This window comes from Peribacillus sp. TH16, from assembly GCF_016651095.1.
Classification (GTDB): Bacteria; Bacillota; Bacilli; order Bacillales; family DSM-1321; genus Peribacillus; species Peribacillus butanolivorans.
Genome location: NZ_JAEKEM010000009.1, coordinates 957,638 through 982,481, shown reverse-complemented (window position 1 = coordinate 982,481; position 24,844 = coordinate 957,638). Strand labels below are relative to the sequence as shown.

The 24,844-nt window shown below is 39.5% G+C and carries 25 protein-coding genes; 20 read left to right on the top strand and 5 right to left on the bottom strand.

Annotated features, from left to right (window positions below):
• The first annotated feature begins 33 nt into the window (after positions 1–33).
• From mce to JFV29_RS18710, 7 genes are all read left to right on the top strand, one after another.
• Positions 34–456, top strand: a complete 423-nt coding sequence (gene mce, locus JFV29_RS18735; RefSeq protein ID WP_201185731.1) for a methylmalonyl-CoA epimerase — start codon at positions 34–36, stop codon at positions 454–456.
• Positions 453–2,003 (top strand): acyl-CoA carboxylase subunit beta, encoded by a 1,551-nt coding sequence (locus JFV29_RS18730; RefSeq protein ID WP_201185729.1) that lies wholly within the window; start codon positions 453–455, stop codon positions 2,001–2,003. Before mce ends, JFV29_RS18730 begins: the two co-directional genes overlap by 4 nt.
• A 246-nt stretch (positions 2,004–2,249) precedes the next feature.
• The gene (locus tag JFV29_RS18725; protein ID WP_053346883.1) at positions 2,250–3,371 is read left to right on the top strand and encodes a tripeptidase T; all 1,122 of its coding nucleotides are present in this window, start codon (positions 2,250–2,252) and stop codon (positions 3,369–3,371) included.
• A gap of 18 nt (positions 3,372–3,389) precedes the next feature.
• On the top strand, positions 3,390–3,512 hold the full coding sequence (locus tag JFV29_RS31200) for a hypothetical protein (RefSeq protein WP_274607066.1): 123 nt from the start codon (positions 3,390–3,392) through the stop codon (positions 3,510–3,512).
• A gap of 330 nt (positions 3,513–3,842) precedes the next feature.
• On the top strand, positions 3,843–5,117 hold the full coding sequence (locus tag JFV29_RS18720) for a DNA polymerase IV (protein WP_201185727.1): 1,275 nt from the start codon (positions 3,843–3,845) through the stop codon (positions 5,115–5,117).
• Positions 5,118–5,158: 41 nt separating this feature from the next.
• A complete protein-coding gene (gene gndA, locus JFV29_RS18715) occupies positions 5,159–6,571 on the top strand; it encodes an NADP-dependent phosphogluconate dehydrogenase (protein WP_201185725.1) in 1,413 nt (470 codons plus the stop codon).
• A gap of 389 nt (positions 6,572–6,960) precedes the next feature.
• Positions 6,961–7,122 carry a hypothetical protein gene (locus JFV29_RS18710; protein ID WP_201185724.1) on the top strand — a complete coding sequence of 54 codons (162 nt, stop codon included), beginning with the start codon at positions 6,961–6,963 and terminating at the stop codon, positions 7,120–7,122.
• 45 nt (positions 7,123–7,167) lie between these two features.
• On the opposite strand, the gene zwf is transcribed toward JFV29_RS18710, so the two are convergent.
• The gene (zwf, locus tag JFV29_RS18705; protein ID WP_053346880.1) at positions 7,168–8,667 is read right to left on the bottom strand and encodes a glucose-6-phosphate dehydrogenase; all 1,500 of its coding nucleotides are present in this window, start codon (positions 8,665–8,667) and stop codon (positions 7,168–7,170) included.
• Between the two features lie 230 nt (positions 8,668–8,897).
• On the opposite strand from zwf, the gene rnz reads away from it, so the two are divergent.
• The 5 genes from rnz to JFV29_RS18680 all read left to right on the top strand — a co-directional run bounded on the left by rnz (position 8,898) and on the right by JFV29_RS18680 (position 13,761).
• Complete coding sequence (gene rnz / locus JFV29_RS18700; RefSeq protein WP_201185723.1) at positions 8,898–9,830, top strand: ribonuclease Z; 933 nt, start codon at positions 8,898–8,900, stop codon at positions 9,828–9,830.
• 73 nt (positions 9,831–9,903) lie between these two features.
• Positions 9,904–10,725, top strand: coding sequence for a squalene/phytoene synthase family protein (locus tag JFV29_RS18695; protein ID WP_201185722.1), 822 nt, complete (start codon positions 9,904–9,906; stop codon positions 10,723–10,725).
• 207 nt (positions 10,726–10,932) lie between these two features.
• Positions 10,933–11,928, top strand: a complete 996-nt coding sequence (locus JFV29_RS18690; protein WP_057217394.1) for an ABC transporter substrate-binding protein — start codon at positions 10,933–10,935, stop codon at positions 11,926–11,928.
• 32 nt (positions 11,929–11,960) lie between these two features.
• A complete protein-coding gene (locus tag JFV29_RS18685) occupies positions 11,961–12,962 on the top strand; it encodes an ABC transporter permease (RefSeq protein ID WP_201185721.1) in 1,002 nt (333 codons plus the stop codon).
• 4 nt (positions 12,963–12,966) lie between these two features.
• Positions 12,967–13,761, top strand: coding sequence for an ABC transporter ATP-binding protein (locus JFV29_RS18680; RefSeq protein WP_053346875.1), 795 nt, complete (start codon positions 12,967–12,969; stop codon positions 13,759–13,761).
• A gap of 243 nt (positions 13,762–14,004) precedes the next feature.
• On the opposite strand, the gene JFV29_RS18675 is transcribed toward JFV29_RS18680, so the two are convergent.
• The gene (locus tag JFV29_RS18675) at positions 14,005–14,520 is read right to left on the bottom strand and encodes a MerR family transcriptional regulator (protein WP_053346874.1); all 516 of its coding nucleotides are present in this window, start codon (positions 14,518–14,520) and stop codon (positions 14,005–14,007) included.
• Between the two features lie 286 nt (positions 14,521–14,806).
• Here JFV29_RS18675 and JFV29_RS18670 point away from each other — a divergent pair, with 286 nt between their 5' ends.
• A complete protein-coding gene (locus tag JFV29_RS18670; RefSeq protein WP_056525245.1) occupies positions 14,807–15,238 on the top strand; it encodes a VOC family protein in 432 nt (143 codons plus the stop codon).
• Between the two features lie 180 nt (positions 15,239–15,418).
• Here JFV29_RS18670 and proC read toward each other — a convergent pair whose 3' ends face one another.
• On the bottom strand, positions 15,419–16,264 hold the full coding sequence (gene proC, locus JFV29_RS18665) for a pyrroline-5-carboxylate reductase (RefSeq protein WP_201185720.1): 846 nt from the start codon (positions 16,262–16,264) through the stop codon (positions 15,419–15,421).
• A gap of 525 nt (positions 16,265–16,789) precedes the next feature.
• Between proC and JFV29_RS18660 the strand changes: the two genes are divergently transcribed.
• From JFV29_RS18660 to JFV29_RS18650, 3 genes are all read left to right on the top strand, one after another.
• Positions 16,790–17,758: an MBL fold metallo-hydrolase gene (locus JFV29_RS18660; RefSeq protein ID WP_201185719.1), complete on the top strand. Its 969-nt coding sequence runs from the start codon at positions 16,790–16,792 to the stop codon at positions 17,756–17,758.
• A gap of 23 nt (positions 17,759–17,781) precedes the next feature.
• Positions 17,782–18,573 (top strand): SDR family NAD(P)-dependent oxidoreductase, encoded by a 792-nt coding sequence (locus JFV29_RS18655; RefSeq protein WP_053346869.1) that lies wholly within the window; start codon positions 17,782–17,784, stop codon positions 18,571–18,573.
• A gap of 209 nt (positions 18,574–18,782) precedes the next feature.
• Positions 18,783–19,313 (top strand): hypothetical protein, encoded by a 531-nt coding sequence (locus JFV29_RS18650; RefSeq protein WP_201185717.1) that lies wholly within the window; start codon positions 18,783–18,785, stop codon positions 19,311–19,313.
• A gap of 99 nt (positions 19,314–19,412) precedes the next feature.
• Here the strand turns inward: JFV29_RS18650 and JFV29_RS18645 are convergent, their stop codons facing one another.
• Positions 19,413–20,072, bottom strand: a complete 660-nt coding sequence (locus tag JFV29_RS18645; protein ID WP_201187944.1) for a C40 family peptidase — start codon at positions 20,070–20,072, stop codon at positions 19,413–19,415.
• 423 nt (positions 20,073–20,495) lie between these two features.
• Here JFV29_RS18645 and JFV29_RS18640 point away from each other — a divergent pair, with 423 nt between their 5' ends.
• Positions 20,496–21,758: a Y-family DNA polymerase gene (locus JFV29_RS18640; protein ID WP_201185715.1), complete on the top strand. Its 1,263-nt coding sequence runs from the start codon at positions 20,496–20,498 to the stop codon at positions 21,756–21,758.
• 76 nt (positions 21,759–21,834) lie between these two features.
• Complete coding sequence (locus JFV29_RS18635) at positions 21,835–22,161, top strand: YolD-like family protein (protein ID WP_201185713.1); 327 nt, start codon at positions 21,835–21,837, stop codon at positions 22,159–22,161.
• A gap of 161 nt (positions 22,162–22,322) precedes the next feature.
• Here the strand turns inward: JFV29_RS18635 and JFV29_RS18630 are convergent, their stop codons facing one another.
• Positions 22,323–22,925 (bottom strand): TetR/AcrR family transcriptional regulator, encoded by a 603-nt coding sequence (locus JFV29_RS18630; RefSeq protein ID WP_201185711.1) that lies wholly within the window; start codon positions 22,923–22,925, stop codon positions 22,323–22,325.
• A 113-nt stretch (positions 22,926–23,038) separates the two neighbouring features.
• Here JFV29_RS18630 and JFV29_RS18625 point away from each other — a divergent pair, with 113 nt between their 5' ends.
• Positions 23,039–23,767 (top strand): ABC transporter ATP-binding protein, encoded by a 729-nt coding sequence (locus JFV29_RS18625; protein ID WP_376182662.1) that lies wholly within the window; start codon positions 23,039–23,041, stop codon positions 23,765–23,767.
• Complete coding sequence (locus tag JFV29_RS18620) at positions 23,767–24,780, top strand: ABC transporter permease (protein WP_201185709.1); 1,014 nt, start codon at positions 23,767–23,769, stop codon at positions 24,778–24,780. Before JFV29_RS18625 ends, JFV29_RS18620 begins: the two co-directional genes overlap by 1 nt.
• Positions 24,781–24,844 lie beyond the last annotated feature (64 nt).

Genomic DNA, 24,844 nt, shown 5'->3' with positions numbered 1-24,844 from the left:
TCTAATAGTACATAGCAAAAGGGGTTTATTTGAATGATTAAAAATATCGATCATATCGGCATAGCTGTTAAGTCACTTGATGAAGCTTTGCCGCTTTACACTGATACGCTAAAGTTGGAGCTCGAAGGAATTGAGACAGTAGAAAGCCAAGGCGTTAAAGTGGCTTTTATCTTAGCAGGAAATACTCGTTTAGAGTTGTTGGAAGCGTTGTCACCAGAAAGCCCAATTGCCAAATTTATCGAAAAACGCGGTGAAGGTATTCATCACGTTGCCCTAGGTGTAGAACATATCGAAGATCGGATTAAAGAAATTAAAGAATCAGGCATTCGGATGATTGATGATACCTCAAGAAAAGGAGCGCACCATGCTGATGTTGCTTTCGTTCACCCTAAATCAACAGCGGGTGTATTATATGAGCTTTGTGAAAGAGCTGAATCAAAGGAGGAGCAGAAATGACAGACATTTATGAAACAATTAATGACTTGTACGACAGACGCCGGAAAGTAGAACTAGGTGGCGGTGAAGAAAGAATCGATAAGCAGCATGAGAAGGGTAAACTTACAGCAAGGGAAAGAATTGAACTTTTAGTGGACCCAGGCACGTTCATTGAACTAAATCCTTTTATCAAACATCGTAATACTAATTTTGGTATGGAAAAGGCAGAAGGGCCAGGAGAAGGGGTTGTCACTGGTTACGGAAAAGTCAATGGGCGCGATATTTATTTGTTCTCACAAGACTTTACCGTATTTGGTGGAGCACTAGGGGAAATGCATGCTCTGAAAATTGCCAATGTTATGGATTTGGCAGCAGAAAATGGAGCCCCGTTCATTGGTTTAAACGATTCTGGTGGAGCACGTATTCAAGAAGGAGTAGTTTCTCTGGACGGATATGGTCAGATTTTCTATCGTAACTCTATATATTCAGGGGTTATTCCACAAATTTCTGTTATTATGGGACCTTGTGCTGGTGGAGCAGTATATTCTCCAGCGATAACGGACTTCGTCTTCATGGTTGAAAAAACGAGTCAGATGTTCATTACAGGACCAAAAGTTATTGAAACGGTTACAGGCGAAAAGATTTCATCTGAAGGATTAGGTGGGGCAACAGTACATAACACAATAAGTGGCAATGCTCATTTCAAGGGAGCTTCAGAGGAACAAGTTTTAGAGGATGTTAGACGTCTTCTAAGTTATCTGCCACAAAACAATGAAGAAAAGCCACCAGTTTTGGAGGCAGACGATGAAGATGACTACCGTCCAGACTTAACGGATGTTGTTCCATATGAAGGGATTCGTCCATATGATGTTCGTAAAGTATTGGAGCAAGTTGTCGATGATGGTTCGTTCATGGAAGTACAAGCTGGATTTGCGAAAAACATTGTGGTCGGTCTGGCACGTATTAAAGGAAAAGTGGTGGGACTTGTCTGTAACCAGCCAAAAGTATTAGCAGGAGGGCTGGATATTGATTCATCTGATAAAGCTGCCCGTTTTATTCGTTTCTGTGATTCGTTTAACATTCCATTAATTACGTTTGAAGACGTTTCTGGCTTCTTTCCTGGTGTTAAACAAGAACACGGTGGCATAATTCGTCACGGAGCAAAGCTGCTATATGCGTATTCTGAAGCAACAGTGCCAAAATTGACAATCATTCTCCGTAAAGCATACGGCGGCGCCTACGTGGCTCTTAATAGTAAATCAATCGGTGCGGACCTTACGTTTGCATGGCCTAATGCTGAAATTGCGGTTATGGGATCTGCTGGAGCAGCGAATATCATTTTTGCCCGTGAAATTCAAAATAGTGAAGACCCGGAAGCAACTCGTACAGATAAAATTGAAGAATACCGTGAGAAATTTGCCAATCCATATGTAGCTGCAAGTCTTGGGATGGTAGATGACGTTATTGATCCTCGAGAAACCAGGATCAAGATTATTCAATCTCTTGAAATGCTACGCAACAAAAAAGAAACTCGACCATGGAAAAAACACGGAAATATTCCGTTGTGATTCTAACTTGTAAGGAGCCCAAAACAAATCTGTTTTGGGCTTCTTTTTGGCGAAGTTAAGTATGAAGTAGTAAATAACTTATCATAGATCTGTGTCCTCCTCTGCATTCGATAGTTCAATTTGATCTATCGACATGTAAGAAGACACAAACAATTTTAATGAAGGCTCTTTTTTCGGATTATTTGCCGGGTTACCACTTTTAGAAGTATACTTAAAGAGGAAAACTTTTTTTGGAGGTTTTATTTTATGATTAATGAAGAACGTTTGGTTAGCGAATTTATGGAATTAGTACAAATTGATTCTGAAACAAAAAATGAAGCCGCAATTGCCAAAGTGCTGAAAGAAAAATTCACGGCACTTGGTGTAAATGTTTTTGAAGATGATACAACGGCAGTTACTGGCCATGGGGCAGGTAATTTAGTTTGTACTCTAAAAGGTACCAAAGAGGGCGTAGATACCATTTATTTCACGTCTCATATGGATACGGTTGTGCCTGGGAACGGAATCAAGCCTTCCATTAAAGATGGATACATAGTGTCAGACGGAACGACTATTTTAGGAGCGGATGACAAAGCTGGATTAGCGGTTATGTTAGAAACGCTTAAAGTGATTAAAGAACAGAATATCGAACATGGAACGATTGAATTCATTATTACTGTTGGTGAAGAATCAGGGTTAGTTGGGGCAAAAGCACTAGATCGCTCCCTTGTGACGGCCAAATTTGGTTTTGCACTCGATAGTGATGGAAAAGTAGGAAATGTTGTGGTTGCCGCACCTACTCAGGCTAAAGTTTCAGCTGTAATTTTAGGTAAGACAGCTCATGCTGGTGTTGCTCCTGAAAAAGGCGTTTCAGCGATTACGATTGCTGCCAAGGCAATTTCAAGAATGCCCCTAGGCCGTATCGATGATGAAACAACAGCCAACATCGGACGTTTCCAAGGCGGACAGCAAACCAATATTGTTTGCGACCATGTTGAAATCTTAGCAGAAGCAAGGTCCTTAATTCCTGAAAAAATGGAAAAACAGGTAGCAAGAATGAAAGAGGCATTCGAGACCGCAGCCATCGAAATGGGTGGACGGGCCGAAGTAGAGGTCAACGTCATGTATCCTGGCTTTAAATATGGAGCTGGTGATCATGTAGTCGAAATCGCGAGAAAAGCAGCAGAGAATATCGGACGTCCATGCGAGTTAGTTAAAAGTGGCGGTGGAAGTGATGCGAATGTGATTGCAGGGTTTGGAATTCCTACTGTCAATCTAGCTGTAGGCTATGAAGATATTCATACTACGAATGAGAGAATTCCTGTTGAAGAATTAACGAAGCTTGCTGAAATGGTAGTCAGTATCATTAAGGAAGTTGCTGGGGAATAGTAATCACGCTTAAAACCATTGATTGAAATAAATCAGGTGCTATTTCCAGGTAAACCTGAGTCGGACATGCATGAACAGAGATGGATTGCGATAAGGACAGATGGCCTGTCCATAGGACTTGTTGTGCAAGCAGCTCGATGAAATACTTGTTTTACAGACTTACCTAATGAACAAATCGGTTTATTAGGCAATCAAAAAACTGGATATATGCAGGGGGTTGCCAGAATAGGTAACCTTTTGATTACAATCATTGATTCGCAAATATTCGTATCATCTCTAGAAGGCGTTCAAGTATTGCAGGAATATATCTACAGTCATCAATAATATGATGGCTGTTTTTCTTGGAGTAGAAGTATCATTTCACTTTGGTTACCAAGGATAAATATGGGTACCTTAAAAGAAATAGAAATAGTTATTTTTAATTGACCCTATTATACGGTATTTTTTCTTGTACAAGGATGTGACGGTCACATGAAGGACATGTATCCCAAAAATGGCAGGGTCATTCTCCATGTAGACATGAATAGTTTCTATGCTTCAGTGGAAATGTCCTATGATGTTTCATTGAAAGGTAAGCCGCTTGCCATAGCCGGTAATGTAGAGGAAAGAAGAGGCATCATCGTCACGTGCAGCTATGAAGCAAGAAAATTCGGCGTTAAAACGACTATGCCTATTTGGCAGGCGAAAAAACTTTGCCCTCAATTAATTATTCGGAAACCGAATTTTGAACGTTATCGAAAAGCATCACTGGCTATTTTTGAGGTATTGCGACAATATACAGAGATGGTTGAACCGGTTTCCATCGATGAAGGGTATCTGGATATTAGCGAATGCGTCGAATTAGGTTCGCCTCTAGAAATTGCCAAAAGCATTCAGGAAAGAATTTATAAAACGATGGACCTTCCTTGTAGCATCGGCATTGCCCCTAATAAATTTTTGGCCAAAACTGCCTCTGATATGAAAAAGCCAATGGGCATCACCGTGTTAAGGAAAAGAGATATTTCTAAGAAGCTTTGGCCTTTACAAGTGGGCGAAATGCATGGCATCGGCAGTAAGACATCGGAAAAACTTCTCTCCATCGGTATTATGACAATAGGGGACCTTGCTCATGCTCACGATAGGCAACTGAAGCAACTGCTTGGAATCAATGGCGCCCGTTTAAAGGATAGAGCAAATGGTATCGATCCTCGGGTTGTTGATCCGGAAGCCATTTTTGATCATAAAAGCATTGGAAATTCGACAACTCTCCCACATGATTCTACTAATCAAAAGGAACTGATTGGGATATTGGAAAAGCTTTCAGAAAAGGTTGCTGTCCGATTAAAAAATAAACGTCTGCTTGGTCAGAAAATTGGTGTTACGATCCGCTATAAAGACCGTCGCACCATTACCAGAAGTAGAACAGTTCCTAATCCAGTTTTTGAAAAAGCGGATATTTTGAATAGAGCTGTTGACCTGTTTTTGAAAAATTGGAATGGGGAAGGAATTAGGCTTCTTGGTGTTACTGCGTATGATGTTATTGAAAAAGAATCGGCCTTCAAACAGCTTGATATATTTTCCTTTCAAGAAGACGCCGAAAAAGAACCTTTGTACGAAGCGATGGAACACTTGCAAAATAAGTACGGAGAAAATATTATTAAAAAGGGATTATCCTTGAAAAACCGTTCGATCGGAACAGACACAAGCTTCAGCAAAGATTTCTTTGAACAATCAAGGAGGAAGAATCCTTCTGATGACAAAGATTAGCTTATAAGTTGTGTAAAGATATAGAGAAGGGAAAGATAACCATGAAAAAACAACAGATTGGCGTTATCGGACTAGCCGTAATGGGTAAGAATCTTGCATTTAATATTGAAAGCAGAGGATATTCAATTTCCGTCTATAATCGCTCAGGATCAAAAACAGACGAAATGATGAATGAAGCAGAAGGTAAAAATGTATTTGCAGCGTATACCCTAGAAGAATTCGTGAATTCTCTGGAAACACCTCGCAAAATTTTATTGATGGTTAAAGCTGGTGCTGCAACTGATGCTACAATCGAACAATTAAAACCACTGCTTGAAAAAGGCGATATCGTCATTGATGGTGGAAATACGTTCTTTAAGGACACTCAGCGCCGTAACGAGGAATTAAGCCAGCTAGGTATTCATTTCATCGGTACGGGTGTCTCAGGAGGGGAAGAAGGAGCTTTAACAGGTCCTTCAATCATGCCTGGCGGTCAAAAAGAAGCATATGAACTTGTTGCACCAATTTTGAAGGATATTTCGGCTAAAGTAGATGGCGATGCTTGCTGTACATATATCGGACCAGATGGAGCCGGACATTATGTTAAGATGGTGCATAATGGAATTGAATATGGAGACATGCAGTTGATTTCCGAATCTTATTTCCTTTTGAAAAACCTTCTTGGTCTGACTGCTGAAGAATTCCATGAAGTGTTTACAGAATGGAATAAAGGAGAGCTTGATAGCTATTTAATCGAAATTACTGCTGATATTTTCAAAAAATATGATGATGAAACCGGCAAGCCAATGGTCGATATCATTTTAGATAAAGCAGGCCAAAAAGGAACAGGGAAATGGACAAGCCAAAGTGCCCTTGACCTTGGGGTTCCGCTTCCAATCATCACGGAATCTGTATTTGCGCGGTTTATCTCAGCAATCAAGGAAGAGCGTGTAGAAGCGAGCAAAATCCTTCGTGGACCAAATGCTGAGTCGTTTACTGGTGATAAAAAGGCATTGATTGAAAGTATTCGGAAAGCTCTTTATATGAGTAAAATTTGTTCATATGCACAAGGCTTTGCCCAAATGAAGGCAGCATCCGAAGAAAATAACTGGGATCTCCAATATGGAGAAATCGCAATGATCTTCCGTGGGGGCTGTATCATTCGTGCACAATTCCTACAAAAAATCAAAGAAGCGTACGATCGTAAAGCGAACTTGAACAATCTGCTTCTTGATCCTTATTTCCAAGGTATTGTCGAAAGCTATCAAGGTGCTTTACGTGAGGTAGTATCTACAGCAGTTATGAATGGAATTCCTGTTCCATGCTTGTCATCTGCACTTGCTTATTTTGACAGTTATCGTACAGAAACGCTACCAGCAAACCTGATTCAAGCTCAACGCGACTATTTTGGTGCACATACGTATCAACGTATCGATAAAGAAGGAACTTTCCATACAGAATGGATGGAAAAATAAATGAAAGTAGCCGGCTTAAAAAGGGAGATTTCCTTTTTAAGTCGGTTTTTTTGGCCTTTTAACGCCAATGCAGTTTGGTCACTTTGCCATTTAAGCCACTTCCTCCTCACATAGAACATGAAAAGGGGTGTACGAATTAAAGCATGTGGAGGAAATAGGGTGAATAAAATTTTTATATATTGGCTGGAGAAGGATAAAATGGTAATGTTATACTGGTAATAAATAGGGCCTTTGTATTTTCTTTTTTGATAAAAAACATAGTATTATATATGTCATTCAATCTTGTTCTTTAGGTTTAAACACCTGCAATATAAGGAATGGTTAGTAAAGTCTAATGAAGATCGAAGGATACAGTATGACGTTAAGAGAGAGAGAAGGAGCGGGTAACTGTGTATATCATTTGGGTGGCTTTAGCTATAATGTTATTTTTTATTGCCTTTGAATTTGGTGTATCATTTTGGCTTAATTCAGAAACAGATAAAGAAATGTCGAAATCCAAGGAAATGATTCATACTATCCGAGCGAAATTAGTCAGGAAGAGTGCCTCATGAATAGAGAAGAGGATGCAGATTCACTGCATCCTCTTTATTATTTAATTAATCATTTTTCTTTTCTGATTTCTCGATTTGCCACCAAATATGTCCATCTTCGGCTAGAAGCTCATCGGATGCAAGGGGGCCTGTCGATCCTGCTTCATAATTAGGGAACGATTCTTCTTTAGTATTTTCCCATGCATTAGAAATGGTGTCGACAAACTTCCATGAAAGGGCCACTTCGTCCCAGTGTGTGAAGTTTGTAGCATCTCCACGCATGCTGTCAAACAATAGCTTCTCATAGGCTTCAGGAGAGTTAATATGTTCAATTCCTTTGTTGGAGACGGTAAGCTTCACAGGCTTCGTATTCGACGTTGTCCCAGATTTTTTAACATTTAAGTATAGAGTGATTCCTTCATCAGGCTGGATATGGATAACGAGAAGATTCGGGTTCAAGGTTTCTTCCGTTTTATAATACAGATTCATTGGAATATCTTTAAATTGGACGACAATTTTTGTTGATTTTACATCCATTCTCTTACCTGTTCGGATATAAAAGGGAACACCGGCCCAGCGGAAGTTATCAATCATCAATTTACCTGCAACATAGGTTTCTGTGTTGGAATCTGGATTTACGTTCAATTCATCGCGATAAGCCGAAAGTGTTTGTGCGCCTACTTTACCGCTGCCATATTGACCACGGACAAAGTATTGATTGACTTCTTCCACTTTCATTGGCCGTAGCGAACGCAGTGCTCGTACCTTTTCGCTACGCACCTCTTCTGTTGTCAAAGCAATCGGAGGTTCCATAGCAAGTAGGGCAACCATCTGCAGCAGATGGTTTTGGACCATATCTCTAAGGGCACCGCTGGTTTCATAGTAACGACCCCGTTCTTCAACCCCTAGCGTTTCGCTTGATGTAACTTGAATGTTAGAAATATAGCGGTTATTCCAAAGCGGTTCAAAGAGAGCATTGGAAAAACGAATGACTTCAATATTCTGAACCATTTCTTTTCCTAGGTAATGATCGATTCGATAGATTTCATCTTCCGCGAAAGCGGTACGAATTTGCTCATTCAATATTTGTGCTGTTTCGAAACTGTGTCCAAACGGCTTTTCTATGACAAGACGCTTATAGCCAGTCGTATCAGTTAAGCCTTGTGCTTTAATCTGCTCGGCAATTGTCCCGAAAAACTCCGGTGCCATCGCTAAATAAAAGATTCTATTACCTTCTAATTGATACTGTCCGTCTAAATTTTCAGCAAAACCTTTTAACTGCAAATACGATTCAGAGCTCGTTACATCATGAGAATGATAATGGAAATGGGAAATGAATTCATCGACTCTTTCTTCCGCATGTCCGAACGTAAGGATGGATTCTTTAACACTTGATTGAAACTCCTCGGTGGACAATGGTCTTCTTGCTACACCAACGACCGCAAATTTGTTGATTTTCTGTTTTTGAAATAGTCGATATATGGAAGGAAACAGTTTCCGTTTCGCTAAATCTCCGGTAGCACCAAAAATCATGATTAATGCTGTGGGTTTATTGTTTTCTGTCATGTTAAAACCTCAACTTTCCGTTAATTCCGTCGTATGAAGTTGGAATTTCTGTATATGTACCAATTTCTAATTTTACGGTTAGCTTACCCTCAAAGCAATCAATTTGCGCATTTTTTCTCATATTTCATGAAAAGATTAAAATGGCTCTAGTTTTAAAAGAGTCATAAATGAAAGAGCACCTTTGTTATGCTATAGTTAAATTATAAAGTTTTTGCAACGGAGGTAGGAATGTGGATTTTGTTTTATTAGGTACAGGCGCTGGTGTTCCGGCAAAAGCGCGTAATGTGACGGCAATCGCTCTTCAATTATTGGAAGAACGAGGAACGGTTTGGTTATTCGATTGTGGGGAAGCAACACAGCATCAAATTTTAAAAACGGCAGTTAAACCGCGTAAAATAGAAAAAATTTTTATTACCCATTTACATGGTGATCATATCTTTGGGCTTCCTGGTTTGTTAAGTAGCAGGTCTTTTCAGGGCGGGGTAGAAAAATTGACTGTGTATGGCCCAAAGGGTATTGATGCCTATATTACGACAAGCTTACAAGTCAGTGGCACTCATTTAAAATATCCATTAGAAATTATTGAAATAGAGGAAGGCATAGTGTTTGAGGACGAGCAGTTTACAGTGACTGCTTTGTCTCTTGATCACGGTATTTATAGTGTCGGTTACCGAATTGTAGAGAAAGACCGTCCAGGAAGCTTACTTGTAGATCAGTTGCTTCAGGAAGGTGTGAAGCCGGGACCTCTTTTTAAAGCGTTGAAAAACGGTGAAATGGTCCGACTCGATGATGGTCGCGTCTTGAATGGAAAAGATTATCTTGGTGATCCTCAAAAAGGTCGGATAATCACAGTTCTTGGTGATACAAGAGTATGCAGTAATGCCCTTATTCTAGCTGAATCTGCGGATTTTCTTGTTCATGAAGCTACCTTTTCGGCAGAAGAAACTGAAATGGCATCGGCCTATTTTCATTCGACCACCGTGCAGGCTGCAGAAACGGCGATGAAAGCAGGAGCTAAGCAGCTAATTCTTACTCATATTAGTTCTCGCTATACTCTCGAGGATTCGGAACGGCTAAAAGAGGAAAGTAAGGCAATTTTCGCAAACACGATAATGGCAGAAGATTTAATGGCGATTAAAATTCCCTTATATGTAGAGGAATAGAGAAGCTGAAATCAAAGCGATTGTTTGATATAATAATTCAATTGTTTATTGGATATACAAAGGAGTGTAAAAAATGACTGACCAAAGCAATCTACATACTAAGGCAATGGATTTTCTTTTAAAAACAAGCCGGACTTTTTTCATTCCAATCAGCTACCTTCCAAAGGGATTACAGGAAGCCATTGGAGCTGCTTACCTTTGCATGCGGGCTATCGATGAAATTGAAGACCATCCCGAATTACCTGCCGATAGTAAGATTTCCCTATTACAGACTATCAGTGAGCTGCTTAAGACTGATGATTATAGTGAAAAGGGACTTCAGACCTTGTTTGAACCGTATAAGGACGATTTACCTGAAGTGACCTTGCTTCTTTCGGATTGGATTCAATATTGTCCGCCTAGTGCGACCGCAAAAGTCTTGGGCTCGACACAGGAAATGGCCGAAGGCATGGCAAAGTGGGTTGCGAAGGACTGGCAGATACACAATAAGGAAGAACTTGATGATTACACATATTATGTTGCTGGTTTAGTTGGAGTCATGCTATCTGATATTTGGAACTGGTATGATGGAACTGAAACAGATCGTGATCTTGCTATTGCATTTGGCCGTGGACTTCAAACTGTTAATATTCTTCGAAACCGTGAGGAAGATGCAGAGCGCGGTGTTAACTTTTATCCAGATGGTTGGGGTTTCGACGAGATGCTTGCCTATACGGAACATAATCTTGCATTAGCTGATACGTATATAGCAGAGATTGAAACAAAGGAAATTATCCAATTCTGTAAAATACCATTAGAATTGGCAAAAGCTACTTTAAAAGCCTTGAAAGAAGGAAAAGAAAAAATCGACCGGGCGACTGTTACCAAAATTGTTAACCAAGTCGTCGAACACTGACATTTTAGTATGCTGCTGTGAAAGTAATAATAACTTTCACAGCAGCTTTTTTATTGTTTTAAACATAAAAACTTGTAAAATTCTAAAAAGTTAAAAAATATATTGATATAATTGAGAATAAACGATTATAATTTAGTAAATAAAAGCGTAAGAGCTGCCATCGTAGAAAGGCAGAATCTTAAAATAAGAAAAAAGCGGGGGGAAAATATGAAGAAGAAATTATATTCGACTGCAGCAATGACCTTAGTAGCGGGATTATTACTGGCAGGCTGTGGAAATGACAAAGCGAATGATACTGCGAAAAATGAAAGCGGTAAGGATACCTTCAATATTGGGGTAACACAAATCGTTCAGCATGATTCACTTGATCAAGCATATGAAGGGTTTCAGGCTGCATTGAAGGATAGTGACATCAATGCCAAGTATAATCTTCAGGTCGCACAAGGGGATCAAAACAACAGTCAGACGATTGCCAATAACTTCGTTGGGGATAAAGTGGATTTGATTTTTGCTAATTCGACTCCAAGTGCATTAAGTGCTTTAAATGCAACAAAGGATATTCCTATTGTATTTACATCTGTAACGGATCCAGTCGCAGCGGAACTTGTTACATCCATGGAGAAACCAGGTGGAAATGTGACGGGTACGACGGATTCTCATCCGGAAGCGATTGCAAAGTCTATGAAATTTCTAGCAGAAGAACTTGGCGCCAAAACAATTGGGACCGTTTATAATACAGGGGAACAAAATTCGGTCGTCCAAATAAAAAACGTAAAAGCGGAAGCAAAAAAAGCCGGATTAAAAGTCGTGGAAGCATCTGTCTCGACTTCTGCTGAGGTCAAACAGGCAGCAGAATCATTAATCGGGAAAGCAGATGCTTTCTATATCATTACTGATAATACAGTAGTCTCGGCATTGGAATCAGTCATTTCGGTGGCGAATGATCAAGATATTCCATTATTTGTTGGTGAACTTGATTCTGTGAAAGCTGGTGGTTTTGCAGCCTATGGCTTCAGTTACTATGATATTGGCTATGAGGCAGGGCAAAAAGCGGTTGAAATCTTAAAGGATGGTAAGAAACCGGGAGACATCGCCGTTCAATATCCACAAAAGTTGAAATTGGTTATTAATGAAACAGCAGCAAAAGGTATGGGTGTTGAAATAAAAGAAGAATGGAAAGCAGATGCTGAGTTTGTAAAATAAACTCTGCTTTAGTTCAGGGAAGGAAGAAAAAAATGTTCTCAGCCTTATTCAACTCTTTTGAGTCGGGAATGATTTATGCGATTATGGCACTTGGTGTCTATTTAACATTTAGGATTCTCGACTTCCCGGATATGACAGTGGAAGGTAGTTTTGTGACAGGGGCCTCTGTTGCCGCTATTATGATTGTTAACGGTTTCTCGCCGATTGTAGCCACGTTTTGTGCCATGGTTGCCGGGTTTATCGCAGGGACGATGACGGGACTGCTGCATACGAAAGGGAAAATTAATCCACTTCTTGCAGGAATTTTAATGATGATTGCCTTATATTCTATCAATTTAAGAATTATGGGTGCATCGAACATTCCGTTGCTTTCTCAAACAACAATTATCACGAATATTCAGGATGCTTGGGCTGGCACTGGGTTGGACAATATGTTGAATGGTCTATTATCAATCATGGGCGCTGGTGATAGTTTGCCAAAAACATGGGCTATTTTAATTGTGATGCTTATTGTAGCTGTAATTATTCAGGCTGGAATGTCTGCATTTTTAAAAACGGAAATTGGTCTTGCACTACGTGCGACAGGTGACAATGAAGCCATGGTTAAGAGTTTTTCCGCCCATACGGGTAATATGAAGATTTTAGGACTCGCAATTGGAAATGCACTTGTTGCTTTCTCTGGATCTTTAGTTGCTCAATATAACGGTTTTAGTGATATTGGGATGGGGATTGGAATCATTGTCATTGGATTGGCATCCGTCATTATTGGGGAAGCGTTATTCGGTGCAAAAACGATTGCGCGGGCGACGCTTGCAGTTATTGGTGGAGCGATTATATACCGAATCGTCGTTACTTTGGCACTTCGTGTAGAGTTCCTTGATACGGGTGATGTTAAATTAATTACCGCACTTATCGTGGTTGGAGCACTTGTTATTCCAAAAATTTCTGATAAACAAAAAGAAAAAAGCCGCAAGAAAAAGCGTCTCAAAGAATTACAGATGCGTCATATCGAGACTTTATCGAAGGGGGGATAAGAATTTGCTGCAACTAAATCAGATTTATAAGGTCTTCAATGAAGGCACACCGGATGAGAAGCTGGCCCTCGGAAATCTTGAATTGCAAATGACAAAGGGGGAATTTGTAACGGTCATTGGCAGTAACGGCGCAGGCAAATCGACGTTGATGAATATGATATCCGGTAAGATTCTCCCTGATGCCGGTGAAGTCATCATTGATGGCGAAAATGTGTCGACAATTGAGGAGCATGCTCGTGCAAAAATGATTGGCCGTGTTTTTCAAGATCCGATGCTTGGTACAGCCCCGCATATGACCATTGAGGAAAATATGGCCATTGCCTATGGCAGAACTAATAGAAGAGGCTTTGGCTTCGGGGTGACAAAAAAAAGGAAAGCACTTTTTAAAGAAAGTTTGAGTACGCTTCATTTAGGCTTGGAAAATCGAATGAGTGCAAAAGTCGGATTATTATCGGGAGGGGAGCGCCAGGCATTATCATTGCTGATGGCCACCTTTACCGATCCTAAAATCCTGCTTTTAGATGAACATACAGCTGCTCTTGATCCCTCTAGAGCAGAGCTCGTTACAAATCTGACGAAGGAAATCGTTGAAAAAAACCAGTTAACGACACTTATGGTGACTCATAATATGCAGCAGGCAATAGATCTTGGAAATTCATTAATCATGATGGATAAAGGTCAAATCATTTTTGAAGCAAGGGGCGTCGAAAAGCAGGAGCTTACCGTTGAAAAACTGCTGAACGAATTCCAGCGTATTAAAGGTGAAAAAATGCTCAACGACCGTGCTGTGCTTATTTAAATGATGAAAAGGCCCGGCCCTTAGGTGAAAGTTTAACCTTGGGGCCGCGGCCTTTTTATTTTAAGGTAATTACTAGCTCGGGTTCTTGAACTATTTCTGCGTTCGAAGAGTCATGGGCTAAAGGATGTACATCGAGGTCTAATGGTATTTGTATGATCTTAAATTTGCAGGTAGAAGAAGGAAGGCTATCCTATTCTTTGGTATTAATCGTTGACGGCTGTGCTCTTGGAAGAAGCATCACGTTCAGTTATTTCCAAAAATCGTTTTCATGAATGGCCATTTCTTCGTTTTTTTAGTGGCAGCCGTTTCTTCAGCAGCCAGAAAATAATCGATTGGCGGAACTTTTTTTGTTTCTAACTCTTCAATACGTGCTTCAAGCTTCTTAACGAGTTTTTGTAGGTCTTCCATATCGCTTCTGTGCTGTAAAATTTGATAGGAGACAACGTCATCAGCTTTTGTCTTTAGTCCATTTTCAAGCCTAACAATCCTTTCTATCATTCGATCATGTTCTTTATTCGTTTCGGAATGTTGTTTCTGTACTGTTGCCTTTCTAATCTTTTTCTCTGATATGCTGACCTTTTGGAGAATGATTCCTTCGTTCAGCTGATCTTGGACTTTTCTCAATAATGCAATATCATCGTCTGAAAACTGATAGTGTCCGAGCTGATTTCGTTCTACCTCCATATTCAATTGGGTAACCCAGCGTTGAATCGTACTATGGGAAACGTTCAGTAACCGGGCAACTGCACTTGTATTCATCGAGATTCCCCCTTTTGTGTGTAGAATTCGAGATGGAAGAGGCAATTCCTTTACAGATGACAAAACAAGTAATCATTCGGCAAAGAAAGTGAATTTCCTACGTAATTTGCATCCATATGGATTATTAAAGGAATCACTTCGGTATTTTCTGCTCCTTTTTTAAAGGTTGATAAAGAATGGATTTTGTTATAGAGCTATTTTAGTAACAGTGATGAAGTGATAAAAAAGGAAAAAAATCCTAAGTGTCGAACTATCATATGAAGAAAGAAAATGGGGGGGGACAAGTATGAACAGAATAAACCTTATTACTTTAGGGGTTAGAGATATTAATAAATCTCTAAGATTTTATAGGGATGGATTAGGATTCCATACACCATGTAAAGAGGACAATCCTGCTGTTGTTTTTTTTAATAATGCAGGAACAAAACTTGCTTTATATCCTATAGAAGAGTTAGCAAAAGACATTAATGAGAAAGAACAGCCTAAACGGAATGGATTTTCAGGTGTTACTTTTGCTTATAACGCTAAATCAATTGAAGAAGTTGATGACATTATTAAAAAGGCTGAAAAGGCTGGAGGAATAATCGAGAAATTACCACAACGTGTTTTTTGGGGAGGATATAGCGGCTATTTTTCAGACCTCGATGGTTACTATTGGGAAGTTGCGTATTCGGAGGATTGGAGTTTTGATGAAGCAGATATGCTGATTATTAAGTAATAGTTATCAACAATTGAGGGGAATTGGTCCCTTTTTGCTGAGATAATAAAAAACAACGTTTTAGTGTTTCTCTTGTTCTGGTAAATTCCTTAACAGGTACTAGCTCCCTACATAAATAGGCTGTTGGCTTAACACTTCCGATTAGGGGGTGTAAGTCAACAGCCTATTATGATGTGCTTTTTACTGCGGTACTACATACTTGGCGAGCTCTTTGCTAATTTGATTACCCATCCGCTTAGATTGCTCGGTCGCTTCTTCAACACAGGCAATGAACGCTTCCTGAACTTGATGCGCTTGAAGTGCTTTCAAACCGGCTTCTGTGGTTCCGCCCGGTGATGTTACTTCCTTTCGAAGCACGGCAGGAGTTTTCGGTGATTTCTGCAACATCTCAGCCGCACCTATCAGTGTCTGAAGGATTAATTGCTTCGCAGTTTCAGAATCGAGCCCTATTGATTCTGCTGACTTTTCTAATGCCTCGACCAAGTAATAAATATAAGCGGGGCCGCTCCCAGATAAGCCTGTTACGGCATCGAGCTGCGTTTCTTCAACAATGGAAACCGATCCTACCGTTTCAAAAAGGGTAATCGCTGTTTGTAATTGTACTTCGTCTGTATGACTATTCGCTGCAAGAGCCGTTGCTGATCTTCCGACAGCTGCCGATGTATTAGGCATAGCGCGGACGATGGAGACCTGCTTATCGGCAATTCCTTCTAAACTAGTTGTATGAACCCCTGCCACAACGGAAATGAACAGCATTTCTTCGTGAATGTATTCTTTTATTGATTGCATCGTTTCTAAAATATCTTTCGGCTTCACTGCTAGTACGACTAGATTTGCATCTTGTAGTAATTGCTGCAGTGACCTTGTTGCAGTCACACCGTATTGCTTCTTTAAATAATCAAATCGTTCATCATTTGATTTATTTGTAACAAAAATATTTTCTGAGTCAATTACCTGTTGAGTGACCAATCCCGAAATGATTGCTTCCGCCATCGATCCAGCTCCGATAAATGCGATTTTTTTCATATTTCTCGCTCCTTCTGTACATGCTATTTATGGTCCGCTTTTTTTGAAAAATAAAAAGACCCCTCATCCGATAAAGGACGAAAGGTCTAGCTTCCGTGGTACCACCTTTGTTCAACTTTCCATAAAAAATAAATAGAAAAGCTGCACTTGAATCCTCTAACGCGGGATTTACGTCAGGTTTTCCTGAAGGCTCATAAGGTAGGTTCAATAATGAGAGGGCGATGAAGCCTTTCAGCACTTTCCGAGCTTCACTCTCTTTACGCCATCAATAAATTTACTTGGTCTTAATCTCAGCCATTCCGTCTTTAATTACTTGTGATTATGAAGGATGCATCAGTACTCTGTCAATGATAATATATGTTTTAGCTTCAAAAATAATACGTGAATTATGTGAAAATAATGACAATATTTAAGAATACATGTAAAATGGTAATTAAACATTCATTTTCTTGATAAATGGACAGGTTTATCGGTATTGTGTATAAAAAGATTTATATAAATATAATATTTAAGGTGGAAATGATTATGGTGAATTGGAATGGAGATATTGCTAAACTTGCTTTGCCAACGCCGTTTGCAGTTGGCGATGTAAATGTTTATGTAGTTAAAGGGGATGCTTTAACTTTAATTGATACTGGCGTTAAAACAAAACAATCAAAAGAAGTTTTGACTTACGGGCTTGGAGAATTGGGGCTAAAACTGTCTGATATTGAACAAATCATCTTGACCCATCATCATCCGGACCATGCCGGTGCACTCGATTTCTTTGATAAGGAAGTTCCTGTTTACGGACATAAAAATAATCAGCGGTGGCTGACTATCAGTGATGAGTTCCTTGAAACCCATAATCGTTTTTTTCTGGACTATGCTACGAAGTTTGGAGTAGCTGAAGAGTTGAAAAATAATTTGATTCATTACCGCGACGAAATCAAATTCCTTAGTGAAAGAAAGTTACAGGGGTTTTTAGCTGAGGGAGATGAACTTCCTGGACTTCCAGGATGGCGAGCAATCGAGACTCTTGGACATGCACAAAGTCATTTATCCTTTTACCGTGAAAGTGATGGTTTGATGATTGCGGGTGACCATTTACTTGCGAAAATTTCACCTAATCCGTTAATGGAACCGCCTTTACTTCCGGGCGCTGACCGTCCACGTCCGTTACTGCAATACAACGCTTCGCTTCAGAAATTCTTAGGAATATCTATATCCACTGTATACTCTGGGCATGGATCTGAAGTGGATGGAGACGCGGTTGCTGATCTGATTCAATATAGATTTGAGCGGCAGCATAATCGGGCCATGCAGGTGAAAAGTATGCTTCAAGATAAACCTTTATCAGCATTTGAAGTGTGTCAGCAGCTTTTCCCGAAAGTATATCTTCAGGAAGTCGGCCTAACACTATCGGAAACGATCGGTCAGCTAGACTATTTAGAAGATTTGGGTGAAATCGAAACAGAAACTCAATCAGGGGTAATTCTGTATTCAATCGCTTAAACGTTCTCGAGGAGGATAATTTTTTGAATAAGTTGCAAGGGAAAGTTATTGTAATTACCGGGGCTTCCGGAGGGATTGGCAAGGAAGTGGCGATTCAAGCAGCAAAGCAGGGAGGGCGCCTTGTTCTCTTGGCTAGAAGCCTGGATAAATTACATCAGCTAAGGGATGAACTAACTAATCAATATGGTGTTGATGCATATGCATATAAACTTGATGTGGCAGACACCGACCAGGTGGAAATGGTATTTGGCGATATCCATGCTCAAATCGGTGAGGTGGATGTATTGGTTAACAATGCTGGTTTCGGCACGTTTAAAGAAGCCCTGGATACAGAATTAGATGAGACAAAAGCGATGTTTGCTGTCAATGTGATTGGATTGATGGCCTGTACAAAGCTAGTTCTCCCTTATATGAAGCAGCGAAAATCGGGGCATATCATTAATATTGCCTCACAGGCCGGTAAAATTGCCACTCCCAAATCTACATTGTATTCTTCGACCAAGTTTGCGGTGCTTGGCTATTCAAACGCGCTTCGACTTGAACTAATGGAAGATCATGTTTTTGTGACCACCGTCAATCCTGGGCCAATAGAAACGAATTTCTTTAGCATTGCGGATGAATCTGGGACATATGTGAAAAATATCGAAAAATTTATGCTTAAGCCGGGGGATGTCGCAGCCAAAATCGTGGCGGCTATGCTGACTAATAAGAGGGAAATCAACCTCCCTGGCTGGATGGATTTAGCTGGGAAATGGTATAACATGTTTCCAAGAATCACCGAGACTTTTGGGAAAAAAGCATTTTTTAAAAAATAGGCTAAACTTTTGATATCGGGACAAAACGAACGGTGGCTTATAATTAAAAGGGGGACTGTCAAATGACATTCCTCTTTTTTGTATGAAGGAAAGCTAGAAAAATGGAGGAGCTGGGACATAAGTCCCTTTTACAAGAGGTTCAGTTTATTTTCAGATAAATTAGTAACTCTTTTACTGGAAAATTCGTCTATTTTATAGGAGGGATTTTCATGAAGATGATGTTAAACCTTTTTGTATATACACTAGTGGCTTTTATTCTGGGAAGCTGTCAATCCTCTTCGGAAAAAAACACGCAGGAGGCCATTGATAAGGGGGAAGAAGGCTTTATTACGGATCTAGACGATAATCGGATTTTGATTAAAGAGACGTACTACAAGGTAACCAATCGTACATATATACAAGATCAACATGGGAAGGACCTCAGCTACTCGGACTTGGTTATCGGGATGAAAGTAAAACCATGGCATCGGGGTGGTATTAAGAAAACATATCCTGCGATAGCGGAAGCAGAATTGATTCGCGTGCTAACGGACGAAAAGAGCTTGGAGGAACAAAAGGCGGTAACTGCTGCAATTGAGCACATGAGCAAAGCGGAAAGTCAGCGATTCATGGTACTTGAAGTCATGCATTTACCTTCAGAGCATGTGTATAATATCGAAATGATGAATCGTTCTAACTTAGATTCATCATTTATAGTGACTGTAGAAGATTTCACGGATGAAATTTTATATATAAAATAAACCGGACAGAATTATATATAAATTCTGTCCGGTTTATTTTTAGGAATTTCTCTATGAATCGGCTGATTAGAACTTAGCCTATGTTCTTATTATCGGATTTTATAAAGTTTTCGCACCTAGGTATTTTGGTTTCCAATAAGAATTATCCATATCAGTGATGGTTATTCCTTTTGAAGACGTAGCACTAATGAATTGACCATTTCCGATATAGATCCCTACATGTGATACTCCTGTTCTTCCAGAAGAAGTATCAAAGAATACAAGATCACCTTTAGATGGTGAAGATACTTTTAAACCAGTATTGGAATAGAGCAATGATGTTGTACGCGGTAAGGTAATTCCTTGTGATTTCTGAAATACATAATAGATGAATCCTGAACAGTCGAATCCAGCTGGTGTTGTCCCGCCCCATTTGTAGGGTTTGCCTATCAAGGTTTTCGCATAGTTTATCATGCTTGTATTATTGACCTTATAAACACCAAGCGCATTAAATGTGCCTCGGCCGGCAATTCCGTCGGCAGTTAACCCTTTAGATTTTTGGAATTTTTTTACTGCAGATGTAGAATAGGTGCCGTAATATGTAGTCAGTGAACCTGAATATGTGAAATAACCTTTAGTTTTTAAAAGTTGTTGTAGTTGTTTGACATCGCTATGAGTCATTCCGGGTCTGAGGGTTTGATCTCCAATATTTGCAAAGGCTTGTAGTGGGGTTAGCATCATTGCAGAAGCAACGGCAGCTGAAGCAATCCATTTCTTCATAATTCTCATTTCCTCTCTCTCTCTCTCTATCTTTCTATTGTTCTTAACAATATTATCCTACAATACCATTGTGACAATATGACATATTTTTGATTACAGTTTCATTACAAAAGATGGGCAGTAAGACTAAAATAAGATTAGACTAAAGGCTATTGAAAAGGGATGTTGTTTTAAATGAATAATGGGAATTTAGTTGTATTTTGAATTATTCAAGATACTAATTAATCTATTTTTAAAAAAACTATTTGGTTATAATGTATTTTTATGGTAATTTAGTATTTATTAGGGTTATTTTGTTTTTTGAAGGCGATTACCTTAAAAAGTAGAAATTTGTAATAAAACTTCCATTGAAAGAGAACGTATATTCGGTTAAAGTTATGAATATAATAAAAAGCGAACGTATATTCTTATTAGGGTGAAAAAATGATGGATTATAGGACGATGCCGAAACAATCAATTATGTGTATCGATATGAAAAGTTTTTATGCAAGCTGTTCAGCGGTCATGCTTGGTTTGAATCCACTCGAATGTTATCTAGCGGTGGTTGGTGATTTGAATAGGACGGGTAGCATTGTGCTTGCGGCTTCTCCAAAAATGAAGAGGGAATTTGGTATTAAGACAGGTTCGCGGATGTTTGAGATCCCGAATGATCCAAGAATTGTCCTCGTTGAACCTAAAATGGCAACCTATTTAAGGATTTCGACGGAAATTACCCGCTTGTTCAACCGCTATGTCCCGAAAGAAGCGATTCATGTATATAGTGTGGACGAAAGTTTTGTGAAAGTCGATGGAGCCGCTTCTTTATGGGGAGATACCCGGGTGATAGCTGAAAAAATAAAAGATGAAATCGAACGGGAATTGCAACTCCCATGTGCCATTGGAATTGGGCCAAACATGCTGATGGCGAAGCTTTGCCTTGATTTGGAGGCCAAACATAAAGGGATTGCCGAATGGAAGTATGAAGATGTTCCAAACAAACTTTGGCCGATTTCTCCGCTTCGTGAAATGTGGGGGATCGGAAGACGCGTAGAAAAAACTCTTCATGGAATGGGGATATTTTCGGTTGGCCAGCTTGCCAATTATGATCTTGAATTACTTGAAGCGAAGTTTGGAATTATGGGCAATCAGCTCTACCACCACGCTTGGGGAATAGATTTATCGGATATGGGAGCAGCGATTATTGAAGGACAGGTCAGCTTTGGCAAAAGTCAAATTCTACTGCGAGATTATAAGGAGGAGCATGAGGTCAAGCAGGTCATAGTGGAAATTTGCGAAGAAGTTGGAAGAAGAGCACGTACCCATCGAAAGGCAGGAAGGACGGTCAGTCTAAGCATTGGCTACAGCAAGAATGAGTTTGGCGGAGGTTTTCACCGTTCTCGTTCGATTAACGAACCGACCAACATTACGATGGAGTTATATAAAGTCTGTCTGGAGCTTTTTCATGAGAACTATAATAAGCAAAAAACAGTTCGAAGCATAGCAGTCACGCTCTCAAATATTGTGGATGATAACGAGATGCAGCTGACTTTATTTGACGCTTCGCGCTGGAAAAAACGGGAGTTGGGTTATACGGTTGACCGGATTCGCCATAAATATGGATCAAAATCACTGTTGCGTGCGGTTTCGTATACAGAAGCAGGTACAGCTGTTTACCGAAGTAGGCTGCTTGGTGGGCATAAGGCGTGATAGAAAGCTCAGTAGTGACAAATGATTTTATATAATAATGTCACACAAAATGCAATGGAAAAGTGGGTGTTTCGAGGTGATTCGCGACAGGGGCCGTATCAAATGGGTTTCAATGATGTTACCAGAACATGTAAAATTACTAAGAGAATATAATGAAGGTCTGGATAAAGTCGAAAAGCCGGTTTTAGATGAACAAAAATATGAAGAATTCAATGAAATTATCTGTAGGGCCATGGAAGAGAACATTACCCTACAATTTACTTATTATCAAAATGGTGAAATTAAAAAATTTCTTGGTAATATTCATTATATTGATGGACTAAAAGGAGATTTACGAATTATTAGTCATGCATCCGAGAAGTGTATCTTAAAGTTAGTAAACATTATTGAAATTGAATATTAAGTATGATTTTTGGTTTAATTGCCATTGAAAAATAGGGATAGCCTGTTTTTTAAAACAAAAGGATTGATTAAAACAGGCTATTTCTACGATTTAACCAACTAGATAGTAAGGCAAGTCAAAATTTCATAGCTCCCCGAACGAAAATTCGAATAGCATTCAGGTTATTTCTCAATGAATGCACGCAAATGACTGATAAAGTTTAAAATTTGAAAATGGATTTTCGCCATTTCTTCTACCGTTTGCTCTTCGCAATTATCCAGCCACTCCTGGATTACACCTAAAATGGCTGATGTCATAAAGGCGTGCATATAATTACGAAAAGCATCATTTTGTGCTGCTGGATGTTGACGAATTAAACGTTCTAATAGTATTTCACCAAATACATGCTTCAATTTTTTGGCAAAAGAGGGGTCTCCGTGATCGCCAAGAATGGCACGCAATGCACTGGCATGCTCACTAATGAATTGAAAAATCGCTATAAAGGGTGGATATAGTTGTTGCTGATGAAGGGCTAAAAAAGCCTCTTTTGGTAGAATAGAAGTAATGCGTAATTGAAGTTCTGCTAATAATGCCTGTTGTAAGTGATCCATCAACTCATATTTATCTGCATAATGCAAATAGAATGTACCTCGATTAATGCTCGCGCGATCTGCAATTTTTTTCACCGATACATGCTGAAATCCTTCTTTTTCAACAAGTGCAATAAAATGCTGTTGAATCTGCAGTTTCGTTTTTTGAGCCTTTTGCTCATGAATCGTCGCCATCGAATTTCTCCTTCACTAAACAGTCTTCAAAAATGTGTTGATTGTATTTGACCAAATACTACCTTAGAATGTTGATACATTCAACACCGTGTTAATTATAAAAGAGGAAGGGTGTGCGTGCAGTGAATGCGATTACCATTGAGGAAATTGCTAAAGGCTTTAAACACAAAAAAGTCATTCAGCCATTAAACCTAAATATTGCAGAAAGAAAAATTTTCGGCTTATTAGGACCATCTGGTTGCGGGAAAACGACCTTAATTAAAATGATTGTCGGTATGATGAAGCCGGACACTGGAAAAATCACAGTGCTTGATTGTGAAGTGCCAAATGAAGCATTGCTATCAGAAATCGGCTATATGGCGCAGTCCGATGCCTTATATACAGAGCTGACGGGTGCTGAAAATCTTGAATTTTTTGCAAAGCTTTACCGTTTATCGAAAAAGGAACAAAGAGAACGCATTCAGTATGCAGCCGAAATTGTACAGTTAACGAATGATTTGTCTATTCGGGTTGCATATTATTCTGGGGGCATGAAGCGTCGCCTGTCACTTGCTATTGCCCTTATCCAAAATCCGAAAATTCTAATTTTGGATGAACCAACTGTCGGTATGGACCCTGTGTTGAAACAATCCATCTGGAAGGAATTAGAACGTTTAAAAAATGATGAGCATAAAACAATCCTCATTACAACGCATGTAATGGATGAAGCAGAACGTTGCGATAATCTAGCGATGCTGCGTGAAGGGAAAATCATCGCATCCGGCACACCTGCCGCATTAAAGACACAATACGGGGTACAAACGTTTGATGAAGTGTTTTTAAAGATAGTAGGTGAGCTGTAATGCGAATTACAGCTCTTGTTACACGAATTACACGACAAATGCTCCGAGATCGAAGAACACTCGCATTGCTCTTCTTTGCACCATTGCTCATCTTAACGCTCATGTATTTTATTTTTCATTCAGAAGCGAGTGATTTAAAAATCGTTGTTACAGGTAGTAATGAAAACATCGCTGAAGCATTGAAACAAGCAGATTTTCAAGTAACGGTTGCCAAGCATTTTTCAAAAGAGAGCATGGCCAAAAATAACATCGACGGCTGGCTGCAATTTGAAAATGGCAACATGAAGCTGACCCTTTTAAACGATGAACCGTCTCGTGCAAAGGCCGTTCAAATGCAATTAGCGCAAGGCTTGCAAGGAGATGCAAACAATCCTTCGATTGATTCGCATTATGTGTATGGTGATGCCGATTCGAAGATTTTTGATATTTTTAGTCCTATGCTCGTGGGCTTTTTCGTTTTCTTCTTTGTTTTTTTAATAGCGGGGATTGCGCTGCTAAAGGAACGTACAAGTGGTACATTAGAACGGTTACTTGTGACACCGATTAAACGATATGAAATTGTTGCAGGCTATGTAATTGGATATGGTTTGTTTGCACTCATTCAAACTATAATTGTTGTACTATACGCGGTAAATGTACTGGATATTGTGCTCGTCGGCTCCATTTGGCTCGTTTTATTGACGAATATTCTCGTCGCGCTTGTGGCATTATCCCTCGGTACATTATTATCAAGTTTCGCAACATCTGAATTTCAAATGGTACAATTTATTCCACTCGTCATCGTGCCACAAATCTTCTTTACGGGTATTTTTCCATTAGATGGTATGGCAGACTGGCTGCAGCAAATTGGCAAAATCATGCCGCTTTACTACGCGTCGGATGCATTGAACGGTATTATGTACAAAGGCTTAACCTTCGCTGAGGTAGTGATGGATTTACTCATTCTCCTTGCATTTGCTGTTGTTTTTATCACTTTCAATATTTTGAGTTTGAAAAAATATCGTGCCTTATAAATGAGAGGAGTTGTATGCTACTATTTCTTTATGGAGTAGAATCAGGAATTTGAAGGAACCCGTT